At 63.3% G+C, this 16,066-nt stretch carries 19 protein-coding genes; 11 read left to right on the top strand and 8 right to left on the bottom strand.

Annotation, left to right across the window (positions count from 1 at the left end; genetic code table 11):
- Positions 1 to 187: 187 nt before the first annotated feature.
- Entirely contained in the window at positions 188 to 1,189 is a 1,002-nt protein-coding gene (locus V1293_RS29815) for a glycosyltransferase family 2 protein (protein ID WP_334516973.1), read from the top strand.
- Complete coding sequence (locus V1293_RS29820; RefSeq protein WP_334514547.1) at positions 1,186 to 2,499, top strand: O-antigen ligase family protein; 1,314 nt, start codon at positions 1,186 to 1,188, stop codon at positions 2,497 to 2,499. The genes V1293_RS29815 and V1293_RS29820 overlap by 4 nt, the downstream gene beginning before the upstream one ends.
- A gap of 3 nt (positions 2,500 to 2,502) precedes the next feature.
- Here the strand turns inward: V1293_RS29820 and V1293_RS29825 are convergent, their stop codons facing one another.
- Positions 2,503 to 3,594 carry a hypothetical protein gene (locus V1293_RS29825; protein ID WP_334514549.1) on the bottom strand — a complete coding sequence of 364 codons (1,092 nt, stop codon included), beginning with the start codon at positions 3,592 to 3,594 and terminating at the stop codon, positions 2,503 to 2,505.
- 231 nt (positions 3,595 to 3,825) lie between these two features.
- Here V1293_RS29825 and V1293_RS29830 point away from each other — a divergent pair, with 231 nt between their 5' ends.
- From V1293_RS29830 to V1293_RS29840, 3 genes are all read left to right on the top strand, one after another.
- Entirely contained in the window at positions 3,826 to 4,758 is a 933-nt protein-coding gene (locus tag V1293_RS29830; RefSeq protein WP_334514551.1) for a cupin-like domain-containing protein, read from the top strand.
- Between the two features lie 12 nt (positions 4,759 to 4,770).
- Positions 4,771 to 5,958 (top strand): GNAT family N-acetyltransferase, encoded by a 1,188-nt coding sequence (locus tag V1293_RS29835; RefSeq protein WP_334514552.1) that lies wholly within the window; start codon positions 4,771 to 4,773, stop codon positions 5,956 to 5,958.
- Positions 5,959 to 6,137: 179 nt separating this feature from the next.
- Complete coding sequence (locus V1293_RS29840) at positions 6,138 to 6,329, top strand: hypothetical protein (protein ID WP_334514554.1); 192 nt, start codon at positions 6,138 to 6,140, stop codon at positions 6,327 to 6,329.
- Between the two features lie 320 nt (positions 6,330 to 6,649).
- Here the strand turns inward: V1293_RS29840 and wrbA are convergent, their stop codons facing one another.
- From wrbA to V1293_RS29855, 3 genes are all read right to left on the bottom strand, one after another.
- Positions 6,650 to 7,249, bottom strand: a complete 600-nt coding sequence (wrbA, locus tag V1293_RS29845) for an NAD(P)H:quinone oxidoreductase (RefSeq protein ID WP_334514556.1) — start codon at positions 7,247 to 7,249, stop codon at positions 6,650 to 6,652.
- A 152-nt stretch (positions 7,250 to 7,401) separates the two neighbouring features.
- Entirely contained in the window at positions 7,402 to 8,100 is a 699-nt protein-coding gene (locus tag V1293_RS29850) for a pirin family protein (protein WP_334514558.1), read from the bottom strand.
- Positions 8,101 to 8,173: 73 nt separating this feature from the next.
- Positions 8,174 to 8,926: an SDR family NAD(P)-dependent oxidoreductase gene (locus V1293_RS29855; RefSeq protein WP_334514560.1), complete on the bottom strand. Its 753-nt coding sequence runs from the start codon at positions 8,924 to 8,926 to the stop codon at positions 8,174 to 8,176.
- Between the two features lie 116 nt (positions 8,927 to 9,042).
- Here V1293_RS29855 and V1293_RS29860 point away from each other — a divergent pair, with 116 nt between their 5' ends.
- From V1293_RS29860 to V1293_RS29870, 3 genes are all read left to right on the top strand, one after another.
- Complete coding sequence (locus V1293_RS29860; protein WP_334514562.1) at positions 9,043 to 9,960, top strand: LysR family transcriptional regulator; 918 nt, start codon at positions 9,043 to 9,045, stop codon at positions 9,958 to 9,960.
- 132 nt (positions 9,961 to 10,092) lie between these two features.
- On the top strand, positions 10,093 to 11,082 hold the full coding sequence (locus V1293_RS29865; protein WP_334514563.1) for a tripartite tricarboxylate transporter substrate binding protein: 990 nt from the start codon (positions 10,093 to 10,095) through the stop codon (positions 11,080 to 11,082).
- Positions 11,083 to 11,207: 125 nt separating this feature from the next.
- A complete protein-coding gene (locus V1293_RS29870) occupies positions 11,208 to 11,579 on the top strand; it encodes a hypothetical protein (RefSeq protein ID WP_334514564.1) in 372 nt (123 codons plus the stop codon).
- On the opposite strand, the gene V1293_RS29875 is transcribed toward V1293_RS29870, so the two are convergent.
- Genes V1293_RS29875 through V1293_RS29890 form a run of 4 tightly spaced genes read right to left on the bottom strand, consistent with a single transcriptional unit; the run spans position 11,576 to position 14,575 of the window.
- Positions 11,576 to 12,061: a YbaK/EbsC family protein gene (locus V1293_RS29875; RefSeq protein ID WP_334514566.1), complete on the bottom strand. Its 486-nt coding sequence runs from the start codon at positions 12,059 to 12,061 to the stop codon at positions 11,576 to 11,578. The two genes, V1293_RS29870 and V1293_RS29875, sit on opposite strands and share 4 nt — an antisense overlap.
- Before the next feature lies 1 nt (position 12,062).
- Positions 12,063 to 12,809 (bottom strand): haloacid dehalogenase type II, encoded by a 747-nt coding sequence (locus V1293_RS29880; RefSeq protein ID WP_334514567.1) that lies wholly within the window; start codon positions 12,807 to 12,809, stop codon positions 12,063 to 12,065.
- A 39-nt stretch (positions 12,810 to 12,848) separates the two neighbouring features.
- Positions 12,849 to 13,643: a dienelactone hydrolase family protein gene (locus V1293_RS29885; protein WP_334514569.1), complete on the bottom strand. Its 795-nt coding sequence runs from the start codon at positions 13,641 to 13,643 to the stop codon at positions 12,849 to 12,851.
- A gap of 47 nt (positions 13,644 to 13,690) precedes the next feature.
- Positions 13,691 to 14,575: an amidohydrolase family protein gene (locus V1293_RS29890; protein ID WP_334514571.1), complete on the bottom strand. Its 885-nt coding sequence runs from the start codon at positions 14,573 to 14,575 to the stop codon at positions 13,691 to 13,693.
- Between the two features lie 106 nt (positions 14,576 to 14,681).
- Between V1293_RS29890 and V1293_RS29895 the strand changes: the two genes are divergently transcribed.
- The 3 genes from V1293_RS29895 to ykgO all read left to right on the top strand — a co-directional run bounded on the left by V1293_RS29895 (position 14,682) and on the right by ykgO (position 16,014).
- Positions 14,682 to 15,176, top strand: coding sequence for a MaoC family dehydratase (locus V1293_RS29895; RefSeq protein WP_334514573.1), 495 nt, complete (start codon positions 14,682 to 14,684; stop codon positions 15,174 to 15,176).
- Complete coding sequence (locus tag V1293_RS29900) at positions 15,173 to 15,622, top strand: MaoC family dehydratase (RefSeq protein ID WP_334514575.1); 450 nt, start codon at positions 15,173 to 15,175, stop codon at positions 15,620 to 15,622. The genes V1293_RS29895 and V1293_RS29900 overlap by 4 nt, the downstream gene beginning before the upstream one ends.
- A 266-nt stretch (positions 15,623 to 15,888) precedes the next feature.
- Complete coding sequence (gene ykgO / locus V1293_RS29905) at positions 15,889 to 16,014, top strand: type B 50S ribosomal protein L36 (protein WP_002718645.1); 126 nt, start codon at positions 15,889 to 15,891, stop codon at positions 16,012 to 16,014.
- The last annotated feature ends 52 nt before the right edge of the window (positions 16,015 to 16,066 follow it).

A 16,066-nucleotide genomic window follows, 5' to 3' on the forward strand; every position in this document is an offset into this window, starting at 1 on the left:
GCCGCCGGACCGGATATTGCACTGCTGCGCGCGTTACGTTCGCAACGGCCGGACCAACCCCGGAACGAACGACCTTATCGAGACGGAAGTGTCCCGCGATTACGCGGGCTATCCCGTTTCGGGACGATGAGACGTATTCGTGAACGACCTGAGCGTCATGGCAGAGATTTCGACCAGCGATCTCCGGATGGACGGGCCTGATCCGTCGGTCCGGGCTCTGCGCGCGCTGGTGGCGGCTTCGCCCGCGCTCGATCGCACGATCGAAATTGTGGTTTGCATCCCCTGTTTTCGCCGTCCTCAGTACCTGCGCCGGACGCTGGAGTCGCTGGCCGCCCAGCGCACCCACCGCCGCTTCGCCGTCGTCATGGTGGAGAACGATGCGTCGAAGAGCGAGAGCGTTCCGGTTGCCGCCGAGTACCTCGCGTCGGGGAAATTCCCAGGGCTGTGCGTGATCGAGCCGCGGCAGGGCAATTGCCATGCGATCAACGCCGCCTTCGAGACGGCGCTGCAGATGTTCCCCGCGGCAACCAGCTTCCTGATGATCGACGATGATGAAATCGCGTCGCCGGACTGGCTGGAGCAGATGGTAAGGACGGCCGCAGCGACCGGCGCCGACATCGTCGGCGGCCCGGTATTCCCCGAATTCGACGACGAACGGAAGCGCGGATTACGGCGCCATCCGGCGTTCGCGCCGGCCTACGACGCCTCAGGCCCGGTGCCGGTGATCTATGGCTGCGGCAATTGCCTGATCCGCCGCTCGGTGTTTGCCCGGTTGGGCATGCCGGCATTCGACCTCCGTTTCAATTATCTCGGCGGCGGCGATACCGATTTCTTTTGTCGATGCCGAAGGCTCGGCATGCGGTTCCACTGGGTGAACGAAGCCACGATCAGCGAGACCGTGCCGCAAAACCGCACCAGCCTGAAATGGCTGGTGACGCGCGGCCTGCGGATCGGCGCGATCAACTATCATGTCCAGCGCAAGGCGACGCCGACGGCTTGGTTGCGGGCGAAGTTGACCGCCAAATTGCTGGCGGCCCTGCCGCTGTCTTTTGTCTATGCCGTGTGCGCGCTCCTGAGCGAGCGTAAGGGGACCATTGCCATGCATCCCATAACTGTGGCGATCGGCAGCGCGCTGGCGGCGTTCGGCCTCGAACCGCAGCCCTACAAGGCGTCGAAGATCGTCTCATGAGCCAGCTCCTCGACGCATCCGAAATCCGTGAGCTGGCCGCCGTGATCGAGCGCCAGCAGGTCATGGATATCGTCCGCGGCGCAACTTTCGTTGGCACGCTACTGCTCGGCTGGATATCGCTGCATCCGTTTGAAAGCCTCGGCGATATGCAGATCGGCGAGGCCGGTACCGGCAACGAGCTGGCGACCTATGCGGTGTTCGGGGCACTCAGCCTGCTGACGGTTGCATTGGCGATGCGAAATGACGCGCGGGGACTGGCGACGTTGTTGTCGCCGGCATTTGTGCTGTTCACCGCCTGGCTGCTGGCGACCGTCGTGTTGTCATTCGACCCGGGAACATCGATCAAGCGTCTTTCGCTGACGATCTGCGTCGTCGCGGTGGCCGCCGCCCTGATGCTGCTGCCGAAATCGCAGCAGGAGTTGATGCACTGGTTCACGATCTCAGCGCTCGCATTGCTGGCGATCTGCTATCTCGGAATATTGCTGGCCCCCGATCTTTCGGTTCACCTGGCGAGCGATCCGCAGGAGCCCGGCCTCGCCGGCAACTGGCGCGGCGCGTTCGGCCACAAGAACCAGGCCGCGGCCATCATGGTGATGGTGCTGTTTCTCGGCGTCTACATCATCCGCTCCGGCCTATGGATATGCGGTGCCGCGATCATCGCGCTGGCCTCGCTGTTCCTGTTGTATTCGGCCGGAAAGAGCTCCCTGACCCTGTGCTTTGCGGTGCTGCTGCTGACGTCGGTAACCTCAGTCATCCGCTCGTTCTGGCTCCGCGCGATCATATTGCTGACGCCGCTGCTGTTGCTGAACCTGCTGAGCGTCGGCACCGTGATGTTTGAAGGCCTCGCCGGCATTTCCAAGCTGCTGCCGTTCGATTCGACATTCACCGGCCGCACCGACATCTGGGCGTTTGCGCTGCAGTCGCTCCATGCGCGATTGCTCACCGGCTACGGCTTCGCGTCCTTCTGGGGCAGCAGCGCGATACAAAATCTGCCGGAAGGCAAGGAGTGGGCCGGCTTCGCCGCGCACAGCCACAATGGCTATCTCGACACCGCACTTGGCATGGGCGTTCCCGGGCTTCTCTTGCTCATCATGGTGCTGGTGATCCTGCCCTTGAAGAATTTCCAGCGCGCCGACGAGGGCGGCAACAACGGCCCGCTGGCCATGATGCTGCTGCGGATCTGGCTGTTCGGGCTCTATCTGTCGGCGATGGAAAGCTTCTTCCTCGACCGCTCCGATCCCCTGTGGTTCACGTTCCTGCTGGCGGTATTCGGCCTGCACTATCTCGCGCGGTTCCGGGCGAAAGCCTGAGGCTCAAAGCTGCGCGCGCACCGCTTCGGCGACGTCTTTCCACCAGCCGTCGAAATCGAACGGCAGGTGTACCGGCGGCCGTTTGACCACCGAGGCGATCCGGTCGGCATAGGCCTCGTTATCAGCGCCGCGCGCGACCAGCACGACGGCGCCACGCGCGATCAATTCCTTGAAGCGCGGATGGTGGTCGAATTCTTCCGGCAGCACGGGACCGGCGACGATCAGCGGACGACCGGATTGCACGCAGCTGAGAATGCTGGAGCGCCGCGCGGTGATCCCCTCATCGAGCGGATAGCAGAATGCGTCGATCTCGCTGAACAGCCCGAACACTTCGTGATCGGAGGCGATGAACCCGGAGATGATCACATCGTCGGCGATGCCAAGTTCTCTGGCGCGGGCATGAAACGCCTGCTCGACCTTGTCGACGCCGCGAATGAAGGAGCCGATGTAGACGAGCAGCGGCTTGAGCCCGCGTTGCTTCAGTATCGCGCCGATCTCGAGCAGTGCATTGGGCTGCTTGCCCGGGTAGATCGATCCGAAATGGCCGATCAAGAGTCGCCCGTCGCCCTTCGCGGCGACGAGCCGATGCCGCAGTTTCGAATCCTGAATTCCTACCGGAGCTTCGATGTTCGGCGGCAGCGGCGCCAGCACGCTCTTTCTGGCGGTCCAGCCGAGCAGGAGATCACTGGCCAGTTCGCGCTGTACCAGCGGCGAGAACATGACGATGGTGTCGGCCAGCAGCAGCGCCGGTATGTAGGTGATGCGGCGCAGCCAATGCAGCCCGCTCCATTCGTGTTGAATCAGGACGACCTTGCGCCGGCGCAGTTTGGCGATCGCCATCGCCGCGAGCGGCGCGAACATCACGCGCTTCCAGGCCACGATCGGGAAGTTGCAGACCACGCTTTGCGCCGCGCCGACCGCGCGCCAGATCTCGGCAAGCGAGCCTTCACTGCGCGTTAGCGTTAACATCGCGCTGGTGCCAGGCTCGAGCTTTTCGATCGTCTCCTGCAACAGCCGGGTGAACTGGCCGACGCCGCAATGCATCAGCGGTCCCGCGCCGAGAAACAGCGCCCGATATCGGCTTTCTCCATTCATCGTGCGGCGGGGTTTCCAGAAACTGTCGGCGTTAGCCATACATCCCAGACATTAGCTTCCGGTAAGCGGCCGCGTCCGCCCGGCACCGTTCTTGCCAATTCGACCGTGAGGAGCGTCCGGCCGTCTCATAACGGGACATCGGGCGGTCACGGCAATGGCCGGCAGGCCGCGATTTCGGGACACCCGGAATGGGCGGCGCCCACCCAATGGCAAGTGAGCAGGAGCGCGGCGATGACGGGCAAGATCTTCAGCACATGGGATGAGACGCATTCCGAGCTTTGGAGCCATCAGCCGATCCGGCTCGAACACCAGATGCACAAATCGCCGGCGTTCTCGATGGACGAGCTCGCGCAACTGATCGAAAACTATCCGCGCGAATACTACAGCCTGGTGAAGACGGGTGCCAAGGGCTCCAGCCGGGTGTGGCGCGAGGGCGATATCGGCAACCTCTCCGGCCGGCAGGTCATCGAGGCGATTTCCCGGGGTGGCCTCTGGCTCAACATGCGCGATGTCGGCTCGGTCGACAGCCGCTACCGCAAGCTGATCGACCGGATGTTCGAGGAGATCGCGACCAAGGTTCCGGGGTTCGTGGTGCCGAACCAACAGGCCGGCATTCTGATCTCCTCGCCGGATGCGCAAGTCTATTATCATGCCGATCTGCCGGGGCAGGGCCTGATCCAGATCGCCGGCCGCAAGCGGGTCTATGTCTATCCAAACACCGCGCCGTTCATCAAACCGCAACACCTCGAGGATATCGCGCTGTTCGACGTCGAGGTCGATCTGCCTTACGCGCCCTGGTACGACGGGCATGCGCAGGTGTTCGACCTCGAACCCGGCCAGATGCTGAACTGGCCGCTGAACGCGCCGCACCGCGTCGAGAATCTCGGCACCGTCAACATCTCGATGACGGTATCCTACGGCAACGACGAGATCCGCCGCGCCCAGATCGTCCACCTCGCCAACGGCCTGCTGCGCCATCGCTTCGGCTATACGCCGAAGACCAGCAATCTGCGGGGGCCGTCGTTCTTCGCCAAGAAGGTGCTGCAGAAGCTCGTGCGCGACAGCAAGTGGGTCAAGCGCGAGCGCAGCGTCCGCCGCGCGATTGATTTCCGTCTCGACGCCACTGAGCCCGGCAAGATCATCGACCTGCCGAAGGCGGCGTAAATCGCAACGCCGATGACGGTGCTGACGACCAGTGCGGGGCAATTGGCGGCGCGATCAACGCGCCGTGCGGCCGGATTCCGCGTCGAACTGCTGCGCGATTGGAAGCAGGCCGTCGCGCGCTGGCACGACATCAGCCCGTCGACGCCGTTCCAGCATCCGCAATGGTATGACGCCTGGTACGCCGCCTTCGCCGATGCCGAAGGTGTTGAGCCGCTAATCGCTGTCATCACCGATGCGTCGAGCGGCGAGCAGGCGGCGCTGCTACCGCTGATCCGCCGCAAGCAAGACAATGTCGCCATCGTCGAATTCGCCGATCTCAATCTGACCGACTACAACGCACCGATCCTCGGGAGTGCGGCGCCGCGCGATGCCAGGGCTGCGCGCGCGCTGTGGCGCAGCCTGCTGTCGGCATTGCGCCGGATGCCGGATCGGGCCGATCTCATTCGTCTGCGCAAAGTGCCTGCCGATCTCGATGGCAAGCCCAATCCATTGGCTCTGCTAAACGCCGCCGGTCCATGCTTGCTCAACGGCAATCTCGTCACCACGGGCGAGGATTACGACGCCTGGCGCTACACGCTGGAAAAGACCGTGCGCAAGGAGCTGGAGCGGAGCTGGCGCGTCTTCACGCGCGATGCGGCCGCGTCCTTTGCGATCATCACCGATACCAATGAAGCGTTGCGGGTTCTCTCGACCACCGAGGTTCAGCAGGGCGCGCGGATGCAGAGCCTCGGGCGCAACTACGTCCTCAACGACGAGACCTGCGCAACGTTCTACCGCAACCTGGTGCGCGATGGCGTCGGCAACGGCTATGCACTGGTCACAGTGCTCGCGGTCGGCGATGAGATCGTGGCAACACTGCTCGGCATCAGGACCTGCGCACGCTACGTGATGGTCCGCATCAGCAATGCCGGCGACAAATGGTCGAACTGTTCGCCGGGCCGGCTGATCATCGAGCGCACCATGGCCGCCCTGCACAGGGATGGCGTGTGCGAGTTCGATTTCTCTGTCGGCAACTACGCCTACAAGCGCCGCTTCGGCGTCACGCGCCTGCCGCTGATCGACATCAGCGCCGCCTTGAGCTGGCGCGGGTGGCCCTACGCGCTGCGTGATCACGCGGTGCGCGCGCTCCGAACCCACCCGCGGCTCGATGCCTGGCTGAAACGCGCACTCGGTAAGCCGCTGTCACGCGAAGAGGATTGACACATTGTTGCCGCACGGGAACGATCGTGCAAATTTGCAACACATGCCAGGATTTTGCGGATGTTCTTCCTGTGTTCACGAGAGTTGATGATCGCCTTTGCGGCAGCGGCGTATGCTCTGGGTTGGGTCAGGGACCGCCGGTGAATGCTTTCTTGAAAGCTTTCGTGGGGAGAGCCGACATGCCAGCCTATATCCATCAGCACAATATCGAACCGGCCTTCGTCATCTGTCCGAGCTGCGTCGGACTCCCGATGTATGTGCGCGATATCGAGCCGCATTGGAGCATGGCGAAGATCGACTTCACCTATGAATGCGCCGACTGCGGCATGGAAGTTCGCCAGACCATCGCGAAGCAGGAATTGCGGCATTAGGCCGTGACTTCGTAAGGTGGGCAAAGCCGCAGGCATGCCCACCATTCCCGATCCGTACGCTTGATGGTGGGCGCGCTTCGCTTTGCCTACCCTACGAAAATCGAGTCGGACAGCCGCCTCACGATTTCGTGCATTCCCGGCAGCGCCGCTGTCCGCGCGAGGCGCGGAAGAGGCTCCTGCACCACCAGCGCCGCGCCATCGCCTGCAGCGGGCGCTGCGCCAATTGAGCGATAAAGAGAATTTCGACCATCACTGAATCCATCGTCCCTCGGGCGACTGATATGGCGGCACTCTCCAAAGAGAATGCCGCCCATATCGCATCAGCCATGCAGTTTGTTCGCGGTCTCCGCGATCACGCGTCCCTGATAGCGCGCGCCGGCGAGCTCGTTTTCGCTCGGCTGGCGGCTGCCGTCACCGCCGGTGATCGTGGTCGCGCCGTAGGGGGCGCCGCCGGTGACTTCGTCGAGCTTCATCTGGCCGGCAAAGCCGTAGTTCAGGCCGACGATGGTCATGCCGAAATGCAGCAGGTTGGTGATGATCGAGAACAGCGTGGTTTCCTGCCCGCCATGCTGGGTCGCGGTCGAAGTGAACGCGCCGCCGAGCTTGCCGTGCAGCGCGCCCTTGGCCCAGAGGCCGCCGGCCTGATCGAGGAAGTTGGCCATCTGCGACGCCATCCGGCCAAAGCGGGTGCCGGTGCCGATAACGATGGCGTCGTAATTGGTGAGGTCCTCAATCCTGGCGATCGGGGCGGCCTGATCGAGCTTGTAATAGGAAGCCTTGGCGACCGCTTCGGGCACCAGCTCCGGCACGCGCTTGATGTCGACGGTCGCGCCGGCTTTGCGTGCGCCTTCTGCGACGGCATTCGCCATCGCCTCGATGTGACCGTAGGCGGAATAATAGAGCACGAGTACTTTGGCCATGACGGCTTTCCTTTGATTGGGTTGAGGTGTTCGAGGCAAAAACAGTCGTCATGCCCGGGCTTGTCCCGGGCATCCACGTCTTGCTTTGCGGCCAAGGCGTGGATGGCCGGGACGACGCCCGGCCATGACGGCGAGGGTGCGTCGGCGTTGCGCTATGCCGCGTCGACCAGCACCAGTTCGGAATCTTCCAGCGCGGTAATCGTCAGCTTCGCCTCGTTGCGGATCGCAGCACCATCGCGGGCGTTGACGCGCACGCCGTTGACTTCGATGCTGCCGGCCGCCGGCACCAGATAGAGGTGGCGCGCCTCGTGCGGTTCGTATTCCGCGCTCTCGCCGGCCTTCAGCGTTGTGGCGAGCACGCGCGCATCGGCGCGGATCGGCAGCGCGTCCTGGTCGCCGGCGATGCCGCTGGCGATGGTGACGAGCTTGCCGGAGCGATCCGACTTCGGGAACGGTTTCGCGCCCCAGGTCGGCTGACCGCCCTTCGTCGTCGGCTCGATCCAGATCTGGAAGATCTTCGTCTTGGCGTTTTCCAGATTGTACTCGGAGTGACGAATGCCGCTTCCAGCGCTCATCACCTGCACGTCGCCGGCCTCGGTCCGGCCCTTGTTGCCGAGCGAATCCTGATGCGTGATCGCGCCTTCGCGGACATAGGTGATGATTTCCATGTTGGCGTGCGGATGGGCGGGAAAGCCGGTGTTCGGCGCGATCTCGTCGTCGTTCCATACCCGCAAGGCGCCGTGGCCCATATTATCGGGATCGTAGTGGCTGCCGAACGAGAAGTGGTGCTTGGCCTTCAGCCAGCCGTGATCGGCGCTGCCGAGTTTTGCAAATGGTCTGAGTTCGATCATGGGATATTCCTTCGTTGAAAGTTTTTTGCATTGGGCGGCCGGGCGGCATCCGCCCGGCCCCGCTGGATTTGAGTTACGCGCCGAAGCCGCCATCGACGTTGAGCACCGTGCCGGTCACGAACGACGCTTCAGGGCTCGCGAGGAACAGCACGCCGGCGGCGATCTCTTCCGGCTTGCCGAAGCGTTGCAGCGCATGCTGCTTGCGCTGGAGGTCAGCAAAATCGCGGTCGTCGTCCGGGTTCATGTCGGTATCGATCGAGCCCGGCTGCAGCACGTTGACGGTGATGCCGCGGGGGCCGAGATCGCGCGCTGCGCCCTTGGAGTAGCCGACGACGGCGGCCTTGGTGGCGGCGTAGTCGGCAAGGCCGGGGAACGAGGCACGGGTCGCGATATCGGAGCCGATCGTGACGATGCGGCCGCCTTCGTCCATCAGCTTCGCCGCCGCACGGATCGCGGTGATGACGCCATCGACATTCACGGCGCTCTGCCGGGCCAATGCCGCGGCGTCGGCGTTGGGATCGTCGACCGCGCCGCCGACGGCAACGCCGGCATTGTTGACGAGGATGTCGAGCCGGCCGAAATCCTTGGCGACGTTCTTGACCAGTTGGTCGACCTCGACGGAGGAGGCCTGGTCGGCCTTGTAGGCGCGGGCGTTGACGCCCTTGGCCTTTAGTTCGGCGACGACGGCTTCCGCCTTGTCGGAGGATGCCACGTAGCTGATCGCAACGCTGGCGCCTTCTGCGGCGAGGGCGCGGGCAGAAGCCGCGCCGATGCCGCGCGAACCGCCGGTGACGAGGGCTACCTTGCCTGAGAGCTTCTTGGTCATGGGATTTCTCCGTTGCTTGAATTCCGATGGCCATTGGATATGCCGCCCGGCGTGGTATAGAAATAGAAACTATTGAAACTCATTGTTTCCAAAATTTAGCCTTGGAGGCGATCCGAATGTCAAAGCTCCCGGATTTCGAGGCACTCGCGATTTTCGCAAAAGTCGTGGAATTGCGGTCGTTTGCGGCGGCCGCCACCGAGCTGGCGCTGTCCAAGGCCACGGTGTCCAAGGCGGTCAGCCGGCTCGAGCAGCGGCTCGGCGCGCGGCTGTTCAACCGCACCTCGCGGCGGCTGGCGCTGACCGATGCCGGGCAAAAGCTGGCCGAGCGCGCCGCGCGCCTGCTCGCCGATGGCGAGGACGCCGAGAACGAGGCGCTGTCGCAATCGATGGCGCCGCGCGGGCTGGTGCGGCTGGCGGTGCCGATGACGTTCGGGGTGAAGGCCGTGGCGCCGATACTGCCCGAGTTCCTTGCGGCTTACCCGGAAGTCTCGATCGATCTTCACTTGAGCGACGCAACGGTGGACCTGATCGGCGAAGGTTTCGATGCCGGCCTGCGCATCGCGCGGCTGCCGGACTCGTCGCTGATCGCGCGCCGGCTCTGCGCGATGCCGCGCTACACGGTGGCGGCGCCGTCATATCTGAAGCGACACGGCAGGCCGACGCATCCGATGCATCTCGCGGAGCATAAATGCTTCGGCTACGCCTACCTCTCGACGCCCGGTGTCTGGCACTACACCAACGCGGCCGGCGAGCAGGCCAGCGTTCGGCCTGCAGGCCAGCTCCGCGTCAACAATGGCGAAGCCGTGTTGCCGAGCGTCATCGCCGGCCTCGGCATCGCCGATCTGCCGGACTTCATCGTCGGCGACGCGATTGCGTCGGGCGAGGTCGAGGTGATCCTGAAAGGCTGGCACCAGCCCGAAGGCGCGGTGCATCTGGTCACCCCGCCCGGCGGCCCGCGGCCCGCGCGCGTCGAAGTGCTGGCGGAGTTTCTGGCAAAGCATTTTGCGAAAGCGAAAAAGCGGAAGGCTGGCTAGGCGAGGCTTCTCTTTACCCTCCGCTGGAGGGCCCTCCAGCGGAGGGTGAGACGACGTGCGCTATCGCCGTATGCCCCGTATCGGCTAGGCTCGCCGGATAACCAAAACAAACCGCTCGGGGAGAAACTACCCATGAACCGCCGTGAACTCCTGAAGGCCGCTGCCGCGCTGCCGCTCGCATCCACCGCGCTCTCCAACGCCGCCTTCGCGCAAAGCCCATACCCCTCGCGCAACGTCACCATGATCGTGCCGTTCCCGCCCGGCGGCCAGGCCGATCTCGCGGCGCGCCCCGTGGCGCAGGCGCTGGAGCGGATCCTCGGCAAGCCTGTGATCGTCGACAACCGCGCCGGCGGTGGCGGTGGATCGGTCGGCAATGCCGCGGCGGCGCGCGCCGAGCCCGACGGCCATACGCTGTTGATGACGCTGTCCTCGCTTGCGGTGCTGCCCGAAGCCGACCGGCTGTTCGATCGCCCGGTGGCGTATGAGGTCTCGCAGTTCGCAGCCGTTGCGCGCGTGCTCGCCGATCCGACGCTGCTCGCCGTGCCGGCGTCGGCGCCCTGGAAGACGCTGCAGGAGTTCGTCGACGATGCGAAGAAGCGTCCCGGGCAAATTCCGTACGGCTCCTCGGGTCCCTACGGCACGCTGCATGTGGCGATGGAAATGTTCGCGGCGAGCGCCGGTATCAAATTGCTGCACGTGCCGTTCCGCGGCGCAGGCCCCGCGCTGGCTGCGCTGCTGGGCGGCACCGTGCAGGCGATGGCGTCAGCGCCGGGTACGCTGAAGCAGCAGGTCGATGACGGCAAGATGCGCGTGCTCGCCAACTGGGGCGCCGAGCGCGTCAAGAGTTTCCCCGACCTGCCGACCTTTAGGGAACTCGGCTACAAGGATGTCGAGTTCTACATCTGGGCCGGACTGTTCGCGCCGAGCGCGTTGCCGGCGCCGATCAAGACGCGGCTGCGCGAAGCGATGGCGCAAGCCGTAAAAGCCCCCGAGGTGGTCAGGACTTTTGAAACCGCCGGCAGCCCGGTCGCCTACCTGGATGCGCCGGAATTTTCAAAATTCGTCGCGGAAGACAGCGCGCGGCTCGTTGCCGCAGTGAAGAAGATCGGCAAGGTGGAATAGGGAACCTACTTCACATTTTTTTGTTCGCACTAACGTCGCGTGGCCGCATTCCTTTGACAGGCTTGCGTATATCGCCGCGCGGAGTTTTTCGCGTCTATCTTCAAATCGAACGAAAGGACCCGGACATGCGAACGCAGCGGATTGTCCTCGGTCTTGCCATCGCGATCGGCGGAACAGGCGCGATCGCTCCCGCATCGTCGCAGGAATATCGCGGAACCTGGGAACAGCAGATGGCCTGCACGCCCGACGTCTGGCGTCTTTGCGGCGACCAGATCCCCGATGTCAGCCGGATCGTGGCCTGCTTGCGGCAGAACACGCCGCAGCTCTCCAGTAATTGCCGCGCGGTATTCGAATCGCAGGCCGACGCGCAGCAGCCGCCGGCGCCACGAGGACTGCAGCAAAACGCACCACGTGCCCGCGCCCCGCAGCCGGGGCAGCCGCAGGCGGTACGGCCGCGGCCGATGCAGCCTCCGCCCTATTATGAGGAAAACGATTAGGCCACAGCTTCGCGCTCGGCCCTGATCTCGCAGACGTCGACCCATTCGGCCGCCGTCAGTTCCGCCATGCGCGCAGGCGTAATCTTCACCGCGCTATGCGTTGATCCCGCGGCCGGCACCACGACATCGAACGCCTTCAGCGACACGTCGCAATAGACCGGCAGCGGCGTCTTCAATCCGAACGGGCAGACGCCGCCGACTTCATGGCCGGTGATCTCGGCGACCTCTTCGAGGCCGAGCATTTTCGGCTTTCCCCCGAACAGCGCCTTAACCTTCCTGTTGTCCATCCGCGAGGTGCCGGCGGCCACGATCAGCACCACGCGCTCGCCGATCCGCAAGCTCAGTGTTTTTGCGATCCGCGCTGGCTCGACGCCGTAAGCTTCAGCGGCGAGCGCGACGGTGGCGGAACTCATCTGGGATTCGATCACGGAGATATCGGGCGCCTTTTCTGCGAAGAAGGCGCGGACGGACTCAAGACTCATTTCAGGACCTTTGAGCAGACACCAGGGCGGGGAGCTCGGCGAGGCCGTGGATGCGGTGATCGGGCGTCACGCCGAGTTCATCCATCTGGGTACGCAACGCCCAAAACATCGTCAATGGCGGCAGCGTCTCGCTTTCGAGGCAGGCCAAGGCCATCGCTTCCGGCGTCACCCGCTCGATCCAGGCGACGTTGAGCCCGAACGCCTTGGCGCCGCAGGCGTCCCATGGATTGGCCGAGATGAACAGCACCTCGCTGGGCGGCACGTGCAGCACCTCCTCGATCAGCGCGTAGACTTCCGGACTGGGCTTGAAGATTTTCTTCGCGTCGACGCTGATGACCGCATCGAGCAGTTGGTCCAGCCCGCTGTTGCGCACCAGCGCGTTGAGCATATCGGGGCTGCCGTTGGACAGGATCGCGAGCTTGCGGTCCTTCATCGCCGAAAGCGTCGCGAGCGCGTCCGGATAGAGATCGAGATGCAGATATTTGTCGACGATGCGCGCAAAAGTGTCGTCGTCATATTGCAGCCCGAGGCTGCCGAGCGTGTAGGCCAGCGAGTCGCGCGTCACTTCGGAGAAATCCCGGTAGTGTCGCATCAGCGAGCGCAGCCAGGTGTATTCGAGCTGCTTGATGCGCCAGACCTGGGTAATGATTTCGCCATAGCCGGGAAACGCGTCCTCGGTAACGTCGGCCACCGACTGGACGTCGTAAAGCGTGCCATAGGCATCGAACACAACGGCTTTGATGGTCACTTGGCCTACTCCTTGTTGCCGATCGTCGTGTCGAGAAACTCATGCAGCGCCACGGCCGCTTGCTCTGCCGCCGACTGGTTGAATTCGAAATTGATGGCCCGAGAGGTCTCTCGGTGTCTTCAGGGCCGGTGCGTCGAAAGCGTGATAGGCGTCGGGATAGACGACGAGCTTGATCGGAATGTCGCGGTCCTTCCGGCGGGATATCCCCCAGCCGTCGCGTCCGGCCATCATGTTGCGGCACTCGTCCGCCGAATTCAAATCGTCGCGTTCGCCGATCAGGATCAGCGCGGGGACGGTCAGGTCGCCCTTTACATTCGCGCAAGGTGGGTAGAACGCAACCGCAGCTCGGAACTTGTCCGGCGAGGCTCGCTCGATCGTGCCGCGTTCGACCGCGCTGAGAATCGACAGGCCGCCCCACGCGAATCCGACTGCGGCAATGCGTGCGGGATCGATCGATGGATGCTGCGCCAGAAAGTGCAGGGCCCGGTAGGCGTCGACGTGGAAATCGTTCGTAGCGCTTTCACGGCAAGTCTTGATGCCGCGCGGACCAAAGCTGTCGACCGAAAGCGTTGCATAGCCCCAGGACGCGATCCGCTTGCCCCAACGTTCGTCGATGTGCCGCCAGTTTCCGTTGCAGCTATGCAGCAGGATGACCGCAGGCGAGGGGCCCGTCCCGGCCGAACGTCGCAGGTACCCCTGCAGCGGATGCGAACTCGCCAGCGGCGTTTCGAGTTCAACGGTGGTGCCGCCGGACTGAGATCGAGCCATCGGACATGCGAGCGCATGTCCGATCAGGAATGCACTGGTGAAGACGGCGATTTTGGCGAGCTTCATCACGCACCACTATCTTCGCTCTACGGCCAGCCCCCGGCGAAACCAACTTATATACCCAAAATCTTCCGTGCGTTGGCCTTCAATACTTTGGGCCGGATCTCCTCCCGAATGTCGAGCTTGGCAAAATCCGCCAGCCAGCGGTCGGGCGTGATCACCGGCCAGTCCGAGCCGAACAGCATCTTGTCCTGCAAAATGGAGTTGATGTAGCGCACCAGGATCGGCGGGAAATATTTCGGCGACCAGCCGGAGAGGTCGATATAGACGTTCGGCTTGTGGGTCGCGACCGACAGCGCCTCTTCCTGCCAGGGGAAGGATGGATGCGCGAGGATGATCTTGAGGTCGGGGAAATCCGCCGCCACGTCGTCCATGTACATCGGGTTGGAATATTTCAGCCGCATTCCCATGCCGCCGGGCATGCCGCTTCCGACGCCGGTCTGCCCGGTATGAAACAGCGCGATCGCGCCGCCGTCGTTGATCGCTTCATACAGCGGATAGGCCATGCGGTCGTTGGCGTAAAAACCCTGCATGGTCGGGTGGAATTTAAAGCCGCGAACGCCGTATTCCTCCATCAGCTTCCTCGCCTCGCGCACGCCAAGCTTGCCCTTGTGCGGATCGATCGAGACAAAGGGGATCAGGACGTCGAGATTGTCGGACGCGACTTCCAGCATTTCGTAATTGTTGTAGCGGCGGAAACCGGTCTCGCGCTCGGCGTCGACCGGGAAGATCACGGCGGCGATGTTCTTGGAGCGGTAATAGGCCGCGGTTTCCGGCACGGTCGGCGGATGCTTGTGCGGCGACTTGAAATAGTCGGCCATGCGCTCCTGGAAATCGTCATAGCCGTCGTCGCCATGCATGCCGCAGGGTTCTTCCGCATGGGTATGGATGTCGATCGCGACGACTTTCTCGATATCGGGCAGTTTGAGCTTGGGCATCTGGGTTTCCCGCCGGCTTGATTTTTGGGTCTGGAAAATTGATTATACTATATAACGAATTCCGCAAGGCGGCAGAAACAAAAGGCGGAAAATAAGGGAGTGGGACATGGCACAGGCCGAGGCCTTCGAGACCGATTTCTGGAAAGACGCCAATTTGCGCAAGGTCTGGGACGACATCGTCCCCGGCGAGCCGCGCAAGACCATTCCCTACACGCTGACCAGGGAAGCCATTGAGCTCTACTGCAAATCGGTCGGCGAGGATCACCCGATCTATTTCGACGAGGCCTTTGCCAAGACCACCCGCTACGGCGGGCTGATCGCGCCGCCCTCGATCCATATCCTCCTGATGTTCTCCTGCACGCCGGCCGATGACTGGATGCGCTCGCCGGGAACCGTCAATGCCGGACAGTCCTGGAGCTACAACATCCCGGCGCGGCCGGGCGACGTCATCACCCTGCAGGCCCGCGCGCTCGACAAGTTCATCAAGCGCGAGCGGCTGTTCGTGGTGCACGACAACGTCTTCTTCAACCAGAAGGGCGATGTAATCTGTTCCGGCCGCGGCTGGACGATTCGGCCGATGCGAGGGGAGCGCGATCAATGACTGCCACGTTCGACAATCTCTCCGCCGGCGACGTCATCGACGGCCCGAAATTCGCCGTCACACGCGAATCGATCCGCCTGTTCTGCGATGCTTCGCTCGACTACAACCCGCTGCATCTCGACGACGACTACATGAAGGGCAATTTCGGCAAGACCAATTTCGGCGGCATCATCATGCACGGCATGAACAATTTCGGGCTGATTTCGCGGATGATCACGGACTGGGCCTGCCCCGTTGGCGCGGTCCACCGCCGGCTGGAGACGCGGTGGGTCAAGCCGGTCCGGCCCGGCGATACCATCCAGCCCACAGGGATCATCAAGGCCAAGCAGACCACTGAAAAATCGCGCTGGGTTTTGATCGACGTGGTGGTGAAGAACCAGCTTGCGGAAAAGGTCGCGACCGGCGAGGCCCTGGTCGAATTCCCACGCGACCTGTTTTGCCAGTGATTCCGAGGCGTTCTGAGGGAAGCGGTGGCTTGACGGCGACGCCCCGCAGGCCGAACGCCAGGTATCAATTCACCCAACGTTAGGTCCGGAACGGGACAGATGGGCCCGAAAACGGGCCCATTCGGATTGACATCCGGTCCCGCCATGGCTTAGAAACCGCCCCGTCCCGGGCGGTTGGCCGCTTTCGGGATAAATCCCATTTTGCCACTTTCGGGTAGCTCAGGTTCGGCCTTCAACACGGCCTTTCAAAGCATCAGGATTGTCCCATGAAGGTCCGTAACTCGTTGAAATCGCTGCGTGGTCGCCACCGCAACAACCGTCTGGTCCGCCGCAAGGGCCGGGTTTACGTGATCAACAAGGTGCAGCGCCGCTTCAAGGCCCGCCAGGGTTAAGCCGCCAAGGTTTACGCCCAAGGCGCTGAGCCGGCTTTTTCTTTCTCGTTTC

This window comes from Bradyrhizobium sp. AZCC 1693, assembly GCF_036924745.1.
Lineage (GTDB): Bacteria > Pseudomonadota > Alphaproteobacteria > Rhizobiales > Xanthobacteraceae > Bradyrhizobium.

Excerpts from the sequence above, each read along its gene's own strand:
- V1293_RS29890 (WP_334514571.1), bottom strand. The coding sequence starts at position 14,575 with ATGCCCAAGCTCAAACTGCCCGATATCGAGAAAGTCGTCGCGATCGAC.
- V1293_RS29815 (WP_334516973.1), top strand. The coding sequence starts at position 188 with ATGGACGGGCCTGATCCGTCGGTCCGGGCTCTGCGCGCGCTGGTGGCG.
- V1293_RS29835 (WP_334514552.1), top strand. The coding sequence starts at position 4,771 with ATGACGGTGCTGACGACCAGTGCGGGGCAATTGGCGGCGCGATCAACG.
- V1293_RS29885 (WP_334514569.1), bottom strand. The coding sequence starts at position 13,643 with ATGAAGCTCGCCAAAATCGCCGTCTTCACCAGTGCATTCCTGATCGGA.
- V1293_RS29860 (WP_334514562.1), top strand. The coding sequence starts at position 9,043 with ATGTCAAAGCTCCCGGATTTCGAGGCACTCGCGATTTTCGCAAAAGTC.
- V1293_RS29895 (WP_334514573.1), top strand. The coding sequence starts at position 14,682 with ATGGCACAGGCCGAGGCCTTCGAGACCGATTTCTGGAAAGACGCCAAT.
- V1293_RS29840 (WP_334514554.1), top strand. The coding sequence starts at position 6,138 with ATGCCAGCCTATATCCATCAGCACAATATCGAACCGGCCTTCGTCATC.
- ykgO (WP_002718645.1), top strand. The coding sequence starts at position 15,889 with ATGAAGGTCCGTAACTCGTTGAAATCGCTGCGTGGTCGCCACCGCAAC.
- V1293_RS29870 (WP_334514564.1), top strand. The coding sequence starts at position 11,208 with ATGCGAACGCAGCGGATTGTCCTCGGTCTTGCCATCGCGATCGGCGGA.
- V1293_RS29875 (WP_334514566.1), bottom strand. The coding sequence starts at position 12,061 with ATGAGTCTTGAGTCCGTCCGCGCCTTCTTCGCAGAAAAGGCGCCCGAT.
- V1293_RS29850 (WP_334514558.1), bottom strand. The coding sequence starts at position 8,100 with ATGATCGAACTCAGACCATTTGCAAAACTCGGCAGCGCCGATCACGGC.
- V1293_RS29825 (WP_334514549.1), bottom strand. The coding sequence starts at position 3,594 with ATGAATGGAGAAAGCCGATATCGGGCGCTGTTTCTCGGCGCGGGACCG.
- V1293_RS29855 (WP_334514560.1), bottom strand. The coding sequence starts at position 8,926 with ATGACCAAGAAGCTCTCAGGCAAGGTAGCCCTCGTCACCGGCGGTTCG.
- V1293_RS29820 (WP_334514547.1), top strand. The coding sequence starts at position 1,186 with ATGAGCCAGCTCCTCGACGCATCCGAAATCCGTGAGCTGGCCGCCGTG.
- wrbA (WP_334514556.1), bottom strand. The coding sequence starts at position 7,249 with ATGGCCAAAGTACTCGTGCTCTATTATTCCGCCTACGGTCACATCGAG.
- V1293_RS29900 (WP_334514575.1), top strand. The coding sequence starts at position 15,173 with ATGACTGCCACGTTCGACAATCTCTCCGCCGGCGACGTCATCGACGGC.
- V1293_RS29865 (WP_334514563.1), top strand. The coding sequence starts at position 10,093 with ATGAACCGCCGTGAACTCCTGAAGGCCGCTGCCGCGCTGCCGCTCGCA.
- V1293_RS29830 (WP_334514551.1), top strand. The coding sequence starts at position 3,826 with ATGACGGGCAAGATCTTCAGCACATGGGATGAGACGCATTCCGAGCTT.